Origin of the sequence: Candidatus Bealeia paramacronuclearis (assembly GCF_035607555.1) — a bacterium.
GTDB lineage: Bacteria > Pseudomonadota > Alphaproteobacteria > UBA9655 > UBA9655 > Bealeia > Bealeia paramacronuclearis.
This window is the reverse complement of the sequence record NZ_JAVHWZ010000001.1, coordinates 300979-316682: the sequence shown is the minus strand read 5'-3', so window position 1 is coordinate 316682 and position 15704 is coordinate 300979. Positions and strand designations below refer to the sequence as shown.

The 15704-nt window shown below is 41.8% G+C and carries 16 protein-coding genes; 14 read left to right on the top strand and 2 right to left on the bottom strand.

Features of this window, described 5'->3' with window-relative positions:
• The first annotated feature begins 81 nt into the window (after nt 1–81).
• The 4 genes from Bealeia2_RS01625 to Bealeia2_RS01610 all read left to right on the top strand — a co-directional run bounded on the left by Bealeia2_RS01625 (nt 82) and on the right by Bealeia2_RS01610 (nt 4041).
• Nucleotides 82–1185 carry an extracellular solute-binding protein gene (locus tag Bealeia2_RS01625; RefSeq protein WP_331255420.1) on the top strand — a complete coding sequence of 368 codons (1104 nt, stop codon included), beginning with the start codon at nt 82–84 and terminating at the stop codon, nt 1183–1185.
• A gap of 1 nt (nt 1186) precedes the next feature.
• Entirely contained in the window at nt 1187–2332 is a 1146-nt protein-coding gene (locus Bealeia2_RS01620) for an ABC transporter ATP-binding protein (protein WP_331255419.1), read from the top strand.
• A gap of 70 nt (nt 2333–2402) precedes the next feature.
• Nucleotides 2403–3248 carry an ABC transporter permease subunit gene (locus Bealeia2_RS01615; protein ID WP_331255418.1) on the top strand — a complete coding sequence of 282 codons (846 nt, stop codon included), beginning with the start codon at nt 2403–2405 and terminating at the stop codon, nt 3246–3248.
• Entirely contained in the window at nt 3238–4041 is an 804-nt protein-coding gene (locus tag Bealeia2_RS01610) for an ABC transporter permease subunit (RefSeq protein WP_331255417.1), read from the top strand. The genes Bealeia2_RS01615 and Bealeia2_RS01610 overlap by 11 nt, the downstream gene beginning before the upstream one ends.
• A 156-nt stretch (nt 4042–4197) precedes the next feature.
• On the opposite strand, the gene Bealeia2_RS01605 is transcribed toward Bealeia2_RS01610, so the two are convergent.
• On the bottom strand, nt 4198–4404 hold the full coding sequence (locus tag Bealeia2_RS01605; protein WP_331255416.1) for an IS1 family transposase: 207 nt from the start codon (nt 4402–4404) through the stop codon (nt 4198–4200).
• 19 nt (nt 4405–4423) lie between these two features.
• Nucleotides 4424–4786, bottom strand: coding sequence for an IS1/IS1595 family N-terminal zinc-binding domain-containing protein (locus Bealeia2_RS01600; protein WP_462346296.1), 363 nt, complete (start codon nt 4784–4786; stop codon nt 4424–4426).
• Between the two features lie 134 nt (nt 4787–4920).
• Here Bealeia2_RS01600 and Bealeia2_RS01595 point away from each other — a divergent pair, with 134 nt between their 5' ends.
• From Bealeia2_RS01595 to Bealeia2_RS01550, 10 genes are all read left to right on the top strand, one after another.
• Complete coding sequence (locus Bealeia2_RS01595; RefSeq protein ID WP_331255414.1) at nt 4921–5355, top strand: hypothetical protein; 435 nt, start codon at nt 4921–4923, stop codon at nt 5353–5355.
• Nucleotides 5355–6119, top strand: coding sequence for a methyltransferase domain-containing protein (locus tag Bealeia2_RS01590; protein WP_331255413.1), 765 nt, complete (start codon nt 5355–5357; stop codon nt 6117–6119). The genes Bealeia2_RS01595 and Bealeia2_RS01590 overlap by 1 nt, the downstream gene beginning before the upstream one ends.
• Before the next feature lie 169 nt (nt 6120–6288).
• Nucleotides 6289–6792, top strand: a complete 504-nt coding sequence (locus Bealeia2_RS01585; RefSeq protein ID WP_331255412.1) for a type III secretion system chaperone family protein — start codon at nt 6289–6291, stop codon at nt 6790–6792.
• A 4-nt stretch (nt 6793–6796) separates the two neighbouring features.
• Nucleotides 6797–7618 (top strand): pyrroline-5-carboxylate reductase, encoded by an 822-nt coding sequence (gene proC / locus Bealeia2_RS01580; protein WP_331255411.1) that lies wholly within the window; start codon nt 6797–6799, stop codon nt 7616–7618.
• Nucleotides 7602–8153, top strand: a complete 552-nt coding sequence (locus Bealeia2_RS01575; protein WP_331255410.1) for a hypothetical protein — start codon at nt 7602–7604, stop codon at nt 8151–8153. The genes proC and Bealeia2_RS01575 overlap by 17 nt, the downstream gene beginning before the upstream one ends.
• 82 nt (nt 8154–8235) lie before the next feature.
• Nucleotides 8236–8700, top strand: a complete 465-nt coding sequence (locus Bealeia2_RS01570) for a phasin family protein (protein WP_331255409.1) — start codon at nt 8236–8238, stop codon at nt 8698–8700.
• A gap of 25 nt (nt 8701–8725) precedes the next feature.
• Entirely contained in the window at nt 8726–9121 is a 396-nt protein-coding gene (locus Bealeia2_RS01565) for a hypothetical protein (RefSeq protein ID WP_331255408.1), read from the top strand.
• A 125-nt stretch (nt 9122–9246) separates the two neighbouring features.
• Nucleotides 9247–10176 carry an oxygen-dependent tRNA uridine(34) hydroxylase TrhO gene (gene trhO, locus Bealeia2_RS01560; RefSeq protein WP_331255407.1) on the top strand — a complete coding sequence of 310 codons (930 nt, stop codon included), beginning with the start codon at nt 9247–9249 and terminating at the stop codon, nt 10174–10176.
• A gap of 196 nt (nt 10177–10372) precedes the next feature.
• Entirely contained in the window at nt 10373–14362 is a 3990-nt protein-coding gene (locus tag Bealeia2_RS01555) for an inverse autotransporter beta domain-containing protein (protein WP_331255406.1), read from the top strand.
• A gap of 359 nt (nt 14363–14721) precedes the next feature.
• On the top strand, nt 14722–15561 hold the full coding sequence (locus Bealeia2_RS01550) for a hypothetical protein (RefSeq protein WP_331255405.1): 840 nt from the start codon (nt 14722–14724) through the stop codon (nt 15559–15561).
• Nucleotides 15562–15704: the final 143 nt, after the last annotated feature.

The following is a 15704-nucleotide window of genomic DNA, read 5'->3' as shown; positions in this document are numbered from 1 at the left end:
ATCATAAATTCACTTGCAGCAATAGTCTCCCCGTTTTATGATGGAATAACTTTTTAATCCTTTGAAAGGATACTCCATGCAATGTTTCACAAAATTATTAACACACTCTTTATAATTTTTGCTTTTTTATCTTTAGGCACACAAAATCTTGTGGCGTCTGAAAAAAAACATGTCAACGTTTTAAATTGGGCGGAAGGTATTCCACAAAATATCCTCAAAGAGTTTGAAGCTGAAACTGGAATTCAAGTGCATTATGATGTTTATGATAGTGCAGAGCTCATGGAAGCTAAGCTTTTGACCGGAGATTCTGGGTATGATGTGGTGGGTGTTACCGTCTGGCCTTATTTAGATCGTCAAATTCAAACCGGGATTTATCAACCTTTAAACAAAACGTCCCTCAGGAATTACGCTCATTTAGATGCCGATCTTTTGAAAAAAATGAGTACGGCCGATCCTAAAAATCAATTTGGAATTCCTTATTTGTGGGGCACCACAGGAATTGGCCTGAATGTCTCAAAAGTAGAAAAGCTTCTTCCTGACCAAAATCTTTCTACATGGGCGCTTTTGTTTGACCCCGAAATTGCAAAAGACCTTAATGCGTGTGGATTGGAGCTTATTGATTCCCCTGTGGATGTATTTTCCGCCATTCTTGCCTATTTGGGGAAAGATCCCAATAGTGACAATTTGGAAGATCTTAAATTCGCCTCTCAAAATGTCATGAAAGTTCGTCACTATATTTTTAAATTTCATGGGACTCAAGGCATGCAAGATCTTTTAAATGGGGAAGCTTGCGTTGTTCAGGGTTGGTCTGGAGAAATGCTTCAGGCACGCGAGAGGGCCCGGGAAATCGGCGGAGATGAGATTGATTATGTGATTCCTCAGGAAGGGTCCAACTTGTGGATTGATGCCTTTGCCGTTCCTCAAAATGCCCCCCATATTCAAGAGGCACATCAGTTAATTGATTTTCTCCTCAGGCCCGAAATTATCGCGCGAATCTCAAATGCGCTTTTTACAGCCAATGCGATTCCCAATTCCAAAAAGTTCATGGATCAGGACATTGTTAAAGATCCCGTGATTTATCCGTCAAAAGAAGTGCGCAAAAGATTATTTGTTGATAAAATCCATCCACCCCAATTTGAGCGTTCACGCTCTCGGGAATGGATTCGCGTGAAAACAGGACAATAAAATGGCAGCTTACCCCAAAACCAAACGCATTCATCTCGAGCCTTGGCAAGATCCCAAATCCAAACCCTATATTGAAATTGAGGGGGTCTCGAAAGATTTTGGTGGCGTGACTGCTGTTGATAATGTCAGTCTCTCGATTTATCAGGGGGAATTCTTCTCCCTTTTGGGGCCTTCAGGCTGTGGGAAGACCACGCTTTTAAGAATGCTCGCGGGATTTGAAATGCCTTCATCTGGCCGGATTTATATTGATGGTGTGGATGTGACACATAGGCCGCCTTATGATCGTCCCGTTAATATGATGTTTCAATCCTACGCCCTTTTTCCCCATATGACCGTTGAGCAAAATGTGGCTTTTGGATTAAAACAAGAACGTATTGGTACAAAAGAAATTCAAGAAAAAGTCATCGATGCTCTTCATTTGGTGCAAATGGGGAAATTCGCCAAGCGCAAACCAAATCAACTTTCCGGTGGACAACGTCAACGGGTGGCCTTGGCCAGATGTTTGGTCAAACAACCTAAGCTTATTCTTCTGGATGAGCCTTTGGCGGCCCTCGATAAAAAACTTCGAGATCAAACTCAATTTGAATTGGTGAACATTCAAGAGCAAGTGGGGGTCACTTTTATTATGGTCACCCACGATCAGGAAGAGGCCATGACCATGTCCTCGCGCATGGGAATTATGGATCACGGAAGATTACGCCAATTGGGAACTCCCAATGAAATTTATGAATATCCCAATTCCGAATATGTGGCCGACTTTATCGGAATGATGAATCTCTTTGAGGGGATCGTTTTAGAATCCGCCAAAAATCATGTCGTTGTGGAATCCGAAGAAGCGGGCCGTGAGCTTTATGTAGGCCACGGTGCAGACGTTCCGCAAGGATCGCAAGTTCTGGTTGCTATTCGTCCTGAAAAGGTCATGATTTCGCTGAATGAGCCTGATATCGTGCGCAATGTTACCAAAGGTATCGTCAAAGATATTGCTTATTTGGGGGATGTTTCCATTTATCACGTGGAATTGGATTCGGGAAAAATTGTCTTGGCAACTATGCCCAATCTCGTGCGTTTGGCCGAGCGAACGGTGACTTGGGACGACGAGGTTTACTTGTATTGGCGCGCTGAAAACAGCATCGTTTTGGTTTCTTGAGGTCGCTGTGGGAAAGCTTGTTTCCAAAAAATGGTCGATACTTTGGGTTGTAATTTCCCCCTATCTTTGGGTGAGCTTATTTTTTCTCATTCCTTTTTTTATCGTCTTTAAAATAAGTCTTTCCAATTTCAAAATTGGGATTCCCCCCTATGATCCTATTCTCACTTGGGTATCTGAGACAGTTTTAGAACTCAAAATCAACCTTTCATCCTATCTTTTTATTGCCTCTGACGATCTTTATTATAAGGTCTATTTAAAGTCATTGGGAATTGCCTCTTTGGGCACTTTGGGGGCGCTCATTGTGGGGTACCCCTTGGCTTATGCCATTGCCAAGCAGCCCCGACAGCACCACATTTTTTATTTGATGCTCGTCCTTCTCCCCTTCTGGACCTCATTTTTACTGCGTGTTTATGCGTGGATTGGAATTTTAAGCCCTAAGGGCATCATTAATAATACACTTTTGTCTTTGGGGTGGATCGCGGATCCTCTACCTCTTCTTTACAATACGGGAACCGTCGTTTTAGGCATTGTTTATTGCTACCTTCCCTTCATGATTTTGCCGCTTTATGTTGCCCTTGAGAAAATCGATGATACGCTTATTGAGGCGGCTTTTGATTTGGGCGCTCGTCCTTGGAAAGTTTTTTTGAAAATTATTCTACCCTTGTCTTTGCCCGGCGTTTTTACAGGGTGCATGTTGGTTTTAATTCCCGCTGTGGGCGAGTTTGTCATTCCCGAACTTTTGGGGGGTACGCAAACGCTTATGATCGGAAAATTGCTATGGAATGAATTTTTCAATAACCGCGATTGGCCAGTAGCCTCTGCCATTGCTGTTTTGATGTTGATCCTTTTGGTCATCCCCATTGCACTTTTCCAAAAGCTTCAAGAAAGGCAAACGGAGCAACATCATGAGGACTAAGCGGTCTTGGCCCATTCGGGTGATTATGGTTTTGGGTTATAGCTTTTTATATTTACCCATTATCTCTCTTGTGATCTTTTCTTTCAATGACTCAAAACAGGTAACCGTCTGGACATCTTTTTCGTTGAAATGGTATGAATCGCTTTTGCAAAATCAGATTCTTCTCGACGCTGCAGGATTGAGTTTGAAAGTCGCTTTTTTAAGCGCCTTTTTTGCGGTGGTTTTGGGTACATTGTCAGCTGTTGGACTCGTGCGATGGGAGCGTTTTCGAGGGCGCGGTCTTTTTTCTATTTTAACAGCAGCGCCTCTTGTCATGCCAGAAGTCATTACAGGTCTTGCGCTTTTGCTTTTGTTTGTGACCCTTGATCAAACCTTTGGATGGCCGTCCCGGGGGATTACCACAATCACCATTGCCCACACCACTTTATGCTTGGCTTATGTCGCCATCATTGTGCGAACACGCTTAAGCGAAATGGATCCTACTCTTGAGGAAGCGGCCCTTGATTTGGGGGCAAAGCCACTTAAGGTTTTTTTTGCAATCACATTGCCCATTATTTCGCCTGCACTTATTTCGGGTTGGCTTTTGGCTTTTGTTTTATCTTTGGATGATCTTGTGATTGCAAGCTTTGTGGCAGGACCGGGATCTTCCACTTTGCCCATGGTCATTTTCTCAAGCGTGCGCTACGGAATGAGTCCTGAGATCAATGCCTTGGCCACTATCATCATCACATTTGTTGCCATCGGTGTGATGATTGCAGGCTATATTTTGCAACGTCATAGTCAACCCAGATAGATAAAAAACATATAAAATTTGAGAGTATTCACCTAAAGATAGGCAAGAGGGTTTTCTGGTAGTGATGAAAGATTTCGGGAGAGGTTAGGGCGCACCAGAGCAGGATAGACCCATAAACCATGGATTCTTTTTTCGAAACGACCTTGGTGCGTCGGGTCATGCGACCAAGGTGATGGCTGTATTGCTATTATCGCGTTCAATGCACACCGTTCCCGACTTTCCAATCGTGTGACGCTCTTGAGGTAAAACCTTCGAAAAAGCATCCCAATTATCTGTATAAAAATGACATGTTTTTAGGTGACTGACTTTGTCATAGAGCCTTTGGAATGTTGCAGTATCACGACTCCCTGTAACCCAGGCCACAGTTCTCCGGGTCCCACGATCAACAGCTTTGAGGATCCAAATTTTGTTTTTTTGAACCCAAAAAATGCCACATTTCATCAAACTCCATTTCTTGAATACCTTCTGAAATGATGGGCTCTCTCACCTGATCCATCGCCTCCACAATCCATCGATACATAAGAGAAGGCGAATGTCCTAATATTTTTCCCAGCATGGAAAATGAGGCCTTTCCAAGACTATAAAGGATCACGCAAAGGGCTTTCTTGACGGCCGTTTGTGGCTTTTTTCGCTGGTCGCCCTCAACGAAATTCAGCAAACACTCCCGGCACTTGTAGCGCTGATGTCTCCTGACAAAACCGTTCTTAACACTGTTATTGCCTCCACATCTTTTGCACGCAACCATCTCTTCCCCTTTCTTATTCCAAGGATAAAGAATAGCTCATATCTATCTTTTTATGAATACTCTCAAAATTTTAATTGATACTTTTTGACTCTTTGTTTTTTAAGTTCTAAAAAGTACTTTTATACCCCTGAGAAATGAAGACTCCTTATTACTCCGGCAATAAAACAGAAGGTATGAGGAGATTAGACACCGTTGATAATTTTTCAAAGGTAACTCCAGCAAGAATGATACAAAGTGTTGTAGATCATCTATACAGCTATCATGATTTATGCGGCGTTCCCGGCGCTGGTGTCGGAGGTTTTACGGATGGAATTGGAACTATGCTTTGTGAGAGATTAGCTGCGTTTGATGTGCCTCATAATCACATGTTGTCTGAGGAGGATGAGAAAACGCATTCAGGTATTTCCAAATCTGATCTTAAATTTTTAAAAATGGCATATCAGTCGTGCCGAATATCTACTCAAAGGTTTTGGGATTATCCTTCCATTGCCCATGTGAATTATGTACCAACCCAAGCAGAAGTCGAATATCTTAACAAAGCCGTAAACCTGACTGATTGGAAATATTAATGACTCAAGAAATCTACTCTCCCGCAAATGTGCCCTTATATGAGGCAATGTATGGTTCGGGGCTTATTTCATTGGGCGGATATGAGGCCGTGGATCGGATGTTTGAGGGGCTCCCACTCTTAGGAAAAAAACTCCTGGACGTTGGATCGGGAATTGGGGGCATGGCCAATTATTTAGCGCAGAAGTATGGGGCCCATGTCACGGGGCTTGAAATTCACCCATGGATGGCCGAATACGGGCAAAATCACACACCTGCAAATATTAAAGATCACGTCAATTTTGTAACCTATACTGAGGAGGGGTTGATCCCCATTTCTGATGAATGCATTGATATGGTTTACAGTAAAGGCGTTCTCACCCATGTGTCCGATAAAAAATCACTTTTTCAAAAAATTTATCCCGTCTTAAAGCCTGGAGCACAGCTCTGTTTGATCGATTGGATTGTTCCCGAAATTCGGGGACCTCAAAATGAAATGCGGGCCTCTGGTGAGATTTCATCCAAAGAAACGCAGACGTCTTATGAAAAAATTCTTGAGGATTGTGGATTTCAAGATGTTATTTTTGAAAACGAAAGCGACGTTTATCTCGGCTATGTTAAAAATTTGGGAGCACTTTTGGAGTCTTCAGATCACAAAAGAAAATTCGCGAGTGTGATTGAGCCAAATTTGAGGGACATTCTCCTGAAATCAAACAGAGATCTCGTGACCGCAATTGAATCAGGAGCACAACTCTCCGTTCGAATACAAGCGCGAAAACGGTCTTAATTTCACACCTTAAGCCCGATATTAAGGATAATAAACCAATCGCTCGTGAATTCAGCCTCTCAAGAAAGTTCTTGGTATGTACAGGCTTAGCCGTTCTTCTGAATATCCTTGCAATTCTCATGAAATTTGTTAGCTTCTGAGATATCATTGATGATAAAGGCTCCTCCCCATGAAACTTGCCCTTAAAGATTTTTCCTCCCATTATGTTCATCCTTTAAATTTGATTGAAGATGCTCTCTCTGCGCGGGAGTGGGAGTTCGAGCGCATGGCGGAAGAAAGCCTGATGTGCGAGCTTGATGGGCGTTGGTGTGCTTATCGTCTTTATTTCATCTGGCGCGAAGATCAGGAATGCCTTGTCACCAGTTGCGTGATTGAAGCTAAAATTCCAGACACCTATCGCGAAGCCGTTGAAGAATTAATTGCCACAGTTAACCCCCGCGTGTGGATGGGCCATTTCGAAATTCCTTTGGATGAGGATTATCCTTGCTTCCGATATAATTTGACTCTGCGCGGGAGTGCGGGACTGTCTCCTGAGCAATTGGAAGACGTTTTAGAGGCAGCCCTTTTGGAATGTGATCGATTTTATCCTGCCCTTCAGTTTGTTTTGTGGGGTGGAAAATCGCCGCGAGATGCTGCTTTTGCCGCAATGATTGATACGGTGGGCGAGGCTTAATCTCATGAAGCTTCTTCTTGTGGGATGTGGCGCCATGGGTTCAAGCCTTCTTCAAGGATGGATGAATTCTAGCACATCTTTTGAGCGCATTACGGTGATCTCCCCCCACTTAGAAAATGCTGAAAATTTTCAAAACTATTCTCAAGTTCAGTTTTATCATGCGATTGAAGAGATTTCAGATTCAAACTGGGACGTCATTCTTTTTGCGGTCAAACCTAAAGTCTTGCCCTTGATTTTAAAAGATTATCAAAAACTCATTTCTGAAAAAACAATTTTTATCTCAATTGCAGCCGCACTCACATTGTCATCAATCTCCGAAGGTTTAGGAGCTGGCGCTTGCTGTGCACGCGTCATGCCTAATACTCCTGTGATTATCAACAAGGGGGTTTGTGGGCTTTTGATGGAGCCTAATACCTCTTCTCAAAGCCGAAGTGTTCTTGAGGGTTTGTTTGCACCTTTGGGAGATGTAATTTGGGTTGAGTCCGATGAAGTGCTTGATAATATCACAGCCATTTCAGGATGTGGTCCGGCCTATGTTTTTCATATGATTGAGGCGATTTCAGAGGCTGCACAAGATTTAGGTTTTTCAGCTGATCAGGCCTTGAAGTTGGCTAAAGGGACACTCTGGGGGGCTTCAAATTATGCCCATAACACGAAGACGTCACCAGAAGATTTACGCATTGCAGTCACAAGTCCCGGTGGAATGACAGAAGCCGCTTTGGAGGTTTTGATGGGTGATTTTGGCTTAAAATCCCTTATTAAAGGGGCGTTAAAAGCTGCACTTCAACGCAGTGAGGACATTCGGACCCATGGATCAAAGCCTTAAAGCTTGTTTGGATTTTATTGAGAAATACAACTGGAAAGACTTTTCCTTTGAGAAAGTCTACCGTGCCTCTGGAATTCCTTTGTCTGAATTTTATAGATTATTTCAAAATAAATCTGGAGTGATTTCTTCCCTCATTCAGTATATCGATGAGAAGATGCTTGAGGAATTGGCAGGCATGGATTCTCAAAACTCTTCCCGAGAGATTTTATTTGAAATTATTTTAACACGTCTTGAAATTGCATCCCCTTACAAAAAAATCTTTCAGAAGCTTTTTGAAGAAAGTTTGTCTGCCCCCCTGTCGTCTCTTTTTATTTCTCAAAAGGGATTGGGGTCCGTTCAGTGGATGCTTGAGCAAGCAGGTCTCAATCCTTATGGTTGGTCGGGAATGTTACGCGTTCAGGGATTAACCGTACTTTATCTTTATACACTCAAAACGTGGTTTTCGGATGCATCGTTGGATATGGAAAAAACCATGGCATCCCTGGATCGCGGTCTTCTTCGTGTTGAAAAATTAGCGCACGCTTTAAGTCTCTAAAAATTTAAAAGAAAGATGTTGACGGAATGAATAGACGGGTGAATACTTCCTCCTAATAAATAAATAGTCAGGGGAGGCGAACATGGCCAAGCAAACCAATAACGACAACTTTCAAAGCAATCCTTTTTCTCAAGATTACACAAAGTTTTTTCGGGATTTTAAAGTTCCCCACTATGATATGGAGTCTGTAATGACGACGTATCGTAAAAATTTGGATATTCTGAATTCAACGCAACAAGTGATTGCAGATGCCACACGCAACTTGGTTCAAATTCAAACGCAATATATGAAGCAATTATTTGAAGATTTGTCCCAACAAACAAAAGAGAATTTGACGTCTTCACAAAGTATGGAAGACAAGACTGCAAGTCATACACGTTCAGTCAAAGATACGATCGATCATGCCATTTCTCATACAAAAGAAGTCAATCATCTTTTGACGCAAACCAATACAAAAGTTATGGACACCGTTCAAAAGTGTCTGAAAGAAAGTGTTGATGAGTGTGCTAATATTGTAACAAAAGTTCAGCAAACAGGAACAAAATAAACGCCAAGTTTAACAGGAGATAAAAATGACAAAATTAATAACATTAACGGCAGCTTTGATGGTAGCGGGTGGAGTACTTTCTGCAACATCAGAAACTTCAGGGGGTACTGGCGGAACAAGCACAGGGTATTCTTCTGGTGTGACAGGTTCCAGCTCAAGCACAACTGTGGGAACGGCAAGTGGAACTGGTACAGGTTTCGGACCTAGCACAGGTCATTGGACAACGACAGGATCATCAGATGTTGGGATTAAGTCTGGATCTAGTTCTGCTGCAGGCAATGTTACAACTGAAAATGGAAAGACTGTCACCGCGTGTGAAAATGGCCGCTGCCCCCTTCATACCAGTGAAAAATCACTGACAGCTGATGATAAGGCGGATTATGTGCCTTCTTCTCAAGCCACTCAAGAACACGCTCAATAAATCAAAGAGCGACTTTAGTCTTTTTAAACGGGGGTCATTTTTGAATCCCCGTTTTTCTTTTTCTTGCGTTGTGTTGTTGTTTTTTGGTATTTGAATAATACCTTAAAATTTTTATGAGTCGTCCAATGATCCGCGTTGCAGCCCTTTACAAATTCGTTAAAATTGAAGACATCCAAAAACTCCAAGTTACTCTCAAATCCTGGGGGCAAGAGCTTGAGATTAAGGGGACGCTTCTTGTTGCCCACGAAGGTATTAACGGAACTGTGGCCGGCATAGAAGATAATATTCATGAGCTTTTAAAGCGGCTTCAAAATGATCCCCGCTTTTCAGATGTGGATTACAAGTTGTCTTGGTCAGAGGATTATCCCTTCTATCGCTTGAAGGTGCGACTAAAAAAAGAAATCGTTACCATTGGAATTCCAGAAGTGGATCCTACGGAAAAAGTGGGGACTTACGTGAGTCCTCAAGAGTGGAATAAAATTATCTCAGATCCAAATGTGATTGTACTTGATACGCGCAATGATTATGAAGTGGAAATTGGGACCTTTAAAAATGCCATTGATCCCAAGACCAAAACGTTTCGCGAATTTCCCAAATTTGTGAAAGACAATATTGATCCCAAAAAATACTCCAAAGTGGCGATGTTTTGTACTGGTGGAATTCGTTGTGAGAAGGCCTCGTCTTATATGCTTCAAGAAGGATTTGAAGAAGTTTACCATCTTAAAGGTGGAATTTTAAAATACCTTGAAGACATGCCCAAAGAACAAAGTCTTTGGGAGGGGGATTGCTTCGTTTTTGATGGACGCGTGAGTTTAGCCCATGCTTTAGAATTTGGTCATCACGAGTCTTGTTTTGGGTGCCGAAATCCCATTACAGAAGAGGATAAGTCTTCGCCATTTTATGAGCGCGGTGTTTCCTGTCCGCATTGTTATCATCATCAAACCGAAAAGCAAAAAATGCGTGCGCGTGAACGGCAGCGGCAACAAGAGCTCGCGGCAAAGCGCGGGCAAAAACACATCGGTGCTGTGATGCCAAAGCTCGGTCCTCAGGTGTAGTTTTTTAAACCAAATGGTCAACTTTTTCTGAGGGGCACTCATAAGAGTGTCCCTTTTTTGTGCCAAAATATGGGTTATCTAAAATTTTATTGATATCAAGTTGAAAAAACATTGACAAATCTATCTCTATAAGCATTTGTTTCGTCAAATGTATTTTTTCGCTGATTGTATTCATTGGGTATAAACGTGTTGCTTTATGGGCTGTAAAAAAAAATTAGGTGTGATGGCTTTCGAAGTTTTCGGAGTTATTTGTGTATCTCATCTTTTTGCCGAATCGCCAGTTAAACTGGAATCACTCCAACCCAAAAAATGGGCAGCAGAATCTCGCCTTCATTTAAAAGCCGGTAATGTTCGAAAGTTAGGGCAAGCCGGACTGACGATTCCGATAGTTCAAGATCAGGATTCCCTCTGGTTTTTTGATGTACGCTCAATGGCGGATTCCAAAAACAACAAAGAGGGCAACCTGGGGTTAGCCTTCCGCAAACTGAAGGCGTCTTCAGGTTGGATTTTGGGCGGATATGGATTTTACGATATCCGAAAAAGTGAGCACCACAATACGTTCAACCAGTTCACATTGGGCCTTGAAGCGCTAAGTGAAACTTGGGATTATCGCCTCAATACGTATACCCCCTTATCCAAAAGTCGTCCGATTAAAAGCAGCCGTTCCCCCGAAAGAATTTTCCGTGGCCATAACGAGTATTTCACGGAACGCAAAGAAATTCCTTTAGGTGGATTTGATCTTGAAATTGGACGCTCTGTACCAAAGTTTGACCGTTTGAGACTCTATGCCGCAGGCTATTATTTTTATGGATCTGGGGCAATTCCTGTCAAAGGAGTGAGAGGTCGTGCGGAAATTCGGGTGAATGATTACCTTTCTTTTACGGGTTCTCAACAATATGACAATATTCGTCACGGTGCGATTTTTGTTGGGGTCTTAATTCATGTGCCTTTTGGAAGGCGTGCGGATCGGGAGAAATTAACACCTCTTGAACGTCGGATGACACATGAGATTGAAAGAGATGTTGACATTGTGGCTCAAGCCTCAAAACCAAAACTTGTCTCTACAGAAGATCTTTATATTTTTGCGCAAAAAAGAAAGTCGGGTCGCGAAGGATCTTTTGAAACGCCCACAAGTTCCACGGAAACGACAGAGCTGATAGAGGTCCTTGAAAAAAATCCAAACTATTTTTACTATGATTTGGATACAGGGGAACGCATTTTAGCCCGGGAAAAATTGTCCCAATTAAAGGCAACGTATGTTCCGCGTCCTCCCTATTTTGAGGCCGCGGCTCCTCATCAAAATCTTGCATCAGAGATCCCCTTTGAAAGTACACCTTCCTGGAAACCTCTAGAAACCATCGATTTGAAAATGTCTGAGGTTTCGAGAGAGCGGCTTAAAGAACAAACGAAATACTCTGTTGTTGAAGTGCAAAAGGAAAATCACGCTATTGAGCAGGAAAATAATTTGCTCAGCCCTGTCCTGGAATCACAATTTGCGGATAATTCTATCTCTGATATTAAACTCAGCGAGATTCCAGGTTTGCCTCAAGACATTATATTCTCCAGTCAAGATCAGGAAGAGATAGAGACTGCCCATTCTCCGCTTTTGGAGAGGAAGAAAGAGACACCTATCATTACTTCTCAAGACAGCGTGAGGGATTTCAATGATATAGATTTTGAGAATGCGGCCAATTCTCTCAGCCCTTCTTTTGATCAGGAAAGTGATGTGCATCAGTCGTTCTTGGGAATTGAGAGCACTCAAAGCATCATCACTGATCGCACAAATACACCGATTGAAACTCAACGAGCTCCTGTGAATACGACGCCTCAGATCGTGCAGACGCCTATCCCTTCAACAACACCATTAAATCAGACGCCTCAAAATACAGGCATGATTTCGCAGCCATCGACGCCCCTTCGATCTACTTTGCTTATGCCTCAACCTGTACAGATGTCTTCGCAAACAACAGCTCTTAATCAGCCATCGACGCCTCATATGGTTTCTCTGAATTCTACGCCTCAGATCTCGACACCTGTCGTGAATACGGTCCTTCCTGTAAATGGTCAGACGAACTCAACACCACTATCTTTCCCAATAATTTCTACACAAACAGAATATCCAGACTGGGATTTAAGTTCGTTCTTTGATAATGCGCTTGTTACAACAACACCATTAAATCAGACGCCTCAAAATACAGGTGTGATTTCACAGCCATCGACGCCCCTTCAATCTACTTTGCTTATGCCTCAACCTGTACAGATGTCTTCGCAAACAACAGCTCTTAATCAGCCATCAACGCCTCATATGGTTTCTCTCAATTCTACACCTCAGATCTCAACACCTGTCGTGAACACGGCCCTTCCTGTAAATGGTCAGGCGAACTCAACACCATCAAATCAGACGTCTCAAAGTACAGGTATGATTTCACAGCCATTGACGCCTCATATGGTTTCTCTCAATTCTACACCTCAGATCTCGACACCTGTCGTGAACACGGCCCTTCCTGTAAATGGTCAGGCGAACTCAACACCATCAAATCAGACGTCTCAAAGTACAGGTATGATTTCACAGCCATCAACGCCTCATGCGGTTTCTCTGAATTCTACGCCTCAGATCTCGACACCTGTCGTGAATACGGTCCTTCCTGTAAATGGTCAGACGAACTCAACACCACTATCTTTCCCAATAATTTCTACACAAACAGAATATCCAGACTGGGATTTAAGTTCGTTCTTTGACGATGCGCTTGTTACAACAACACCATTAAATCAGACGTCTCAAAATACAGGTGTGATTTCACAGCCATCGACGCCCCTTCAATCTACTTTGCTTATGCCTCAACCTGTACAGATGTCTTCGCAAACAACAGCTCTTAATCAGCCATCAACGCCTCATAGGGTTTCTCTGAATTCTACGTCTCAGATGTCGACACCTGTCGTGAACACGGGCCTTTCTGTAAATGTTCAGACGAACTCAACACCACTATCTTTCCCAATAATTTCTACACAAACAGAATATCCAGACTGGGATTTAAGTTCGTTCTTTGACGATGCGCTTGTTACAACAACACCATTAAATCAGACGTCTCAAAATACAGGTGTGATTTCACAGCCATCGACGCCTCATGCGGTTTCTCTCAATTCTACGCCTCAGATCTCGACACCTGTCGTAAACACGGCCCTTCCTGTAAATGTTCAGACGAACTCAACACCAATATCTTTCCCAATAACTTCTACACAAACAGAATATCCAGACTGGGATTTAAGTTCGTTCTTTGACAATGCGCTTGTTACAACAACACCATTAAATCAGACGCCTCAAAATACAGGCATGATTTCACAGCCATCGACGCTTCATGCCGTTTCTCTGAATTCTACGCCTCAAATGCCGACACCTGTCGTGAATACTACACCACAAATCGTGCAGACATCGGCGTTGTCACAAACAACCTCTCTCAATCAAACACCCAACACATTGATGGATACAGGCTCGAAATTGGATGCCCTGATTGATGAAAACCTTGTTGATATAAACCCAGCGCCAAAGAATCTTCAGTCCTTGCCGCAAGCACAGCTAACGGCCTCTTTGGAATCTGAAGAAGAGGAGGATCTTCCCTGGCTTTTTAAAAATGATGAGATGAACTTTATTAAAACACAATCCAGTGTCACACCGCAAAGCACCCCTCTTAAAACCACGCTGAAGAAAGACAAAGGTCTTTTGGTAGACCCAGAAATTTTTACATTCAATTTTGAAACACCTCAAAAATTAGTTTCTCAAAATGAAGGCATTCAAATTTTCAAGCTTTATGAAAATTTACCAATAAACATTGAGGATGAGTCTTTGTTGCCAGGCATCCAAAGCGTTACCCACATGACACTGCCAAGTTTAGAGGATTTAGAGAGCTATGACACTTTTAAAGAGGAGTTTTTAAGTGGCCAAAATGCTTATTTAGACCTCACCCATCTTTCGGAAGAGAAAGCAAAAGACATGGCGCAGTTTGTGAAGCAAGAATTTCCTTCTGTACACATACTTCAGCGTGAAGAAGGATTCGATAGTCCCTCAATTTTGCGTGGAAATAATGCGTTCAACTCTCCTGACATGCATTCAAGTTCCTTTTCTAGTGATTCGCAGATAAATACGAGCTTTGATCTTTTTGGGAATGACGCGTTCCCAGAGTCTCCTTAATCGAGTACGAAGAAAGGAAATGAAGCGTTTAATTCTCCGGATATGATGTCCACACCACTATTGAACAAAGGCTTTGTTCGTGTTGGAAAGGATGCATTTTCTCCAGATTCTCCTCGGTCGAGTACGAAGAAAGGCAATGAAGCATTTAATTCTCCGGATGTAAAAGAGGGTTCTAAGGAAAAAGAAAATTCATTTAATTCCTCTAACCTCCCTTCTCCACTTTATAAAAAAATGGGGGGGTCCTTCACCCCATTGGGTAAAGCTAAAAAACAAAAATGACAGTAAGATCACTAAACGTTAGGGGAGAAAAATAGAGTTGAGTAAAATTTAATTATTTTTTTTAATTTAAGAGGTGTCATATGTTGCGTAATTTTAAAATATTAAGTTCCATTTTTTTAATCTCCATTACAGCTTTTTCTGAAAGGGCGCAGGCGGGGATATGTTGCTCAAAAGGCAGTCACGCTGATGAAGGAGAGAAGAAATCCCTTGTGCAAAGCTCAACAGTTCAAAAATATGATCAATTTGTCAATGAGTCTCTCCAAGAAGAGGAGAAAAAAGATGTAAAAAAAGATGTATTTTCTGTTCAAACTGAAAAAGAGAACTCTACCAGTAAAAAAAAGAAAAATGAGCCTTTTTTGAATAGCGATGTTCGTAGAGACGTCCTATCCATTAATTCTGAAGAGACTTCAAAGGTTTTTCTAAAAACTAGAGATGAGTCGCAGCTCTCTATTCTAGAACGTGGAAATGAATTAATTCAAAAGGTGGAAAAATCACTTCCTCTGACCAAAGTTGAGCAGACGGAAAAAAAGATTTCAATAAGGGCGCCAATTATTTTTTTGAATTTTATTGTGGGATCAGAGGAGTTAGTAAAAAATACAGAAGCTTATAAATTGTGGGGAGACACTAAAGCCACAATTGATTTTAAATTGCTTAAAAAAAATCTTCCCACAAAACTCAAAGGGGACATTGAAAGTCTTAATAGTAATTTTGATGAAAATTCAGCCTTAAATACATTACTTGTTGATATTTTGCAAATCTGTGAAGAAATGGATAAAGACAATTTACCTGATGCCAGGATAGCTCGTAACAGCACAGATCATAAATCAAAAATCCTTCTCATTCCTAATGCAGACTCTCCATTAGGGTATATCTTTATTAAGATTGATGGTGTGAAGCTTACTGCTGAGGAGAAAAAATAGAGCCATTATTTAGAAAGGGGTGACTTTTTAGAAAAAGGAGCTCCTTTCTCAGGATGGCACACCCTGTTCTAAAATTAAATTGAAGTTTTTTGATTTTTATTGTAGAATTTATAAATAAAAAATTAAAACTACTGAGCTTTTAA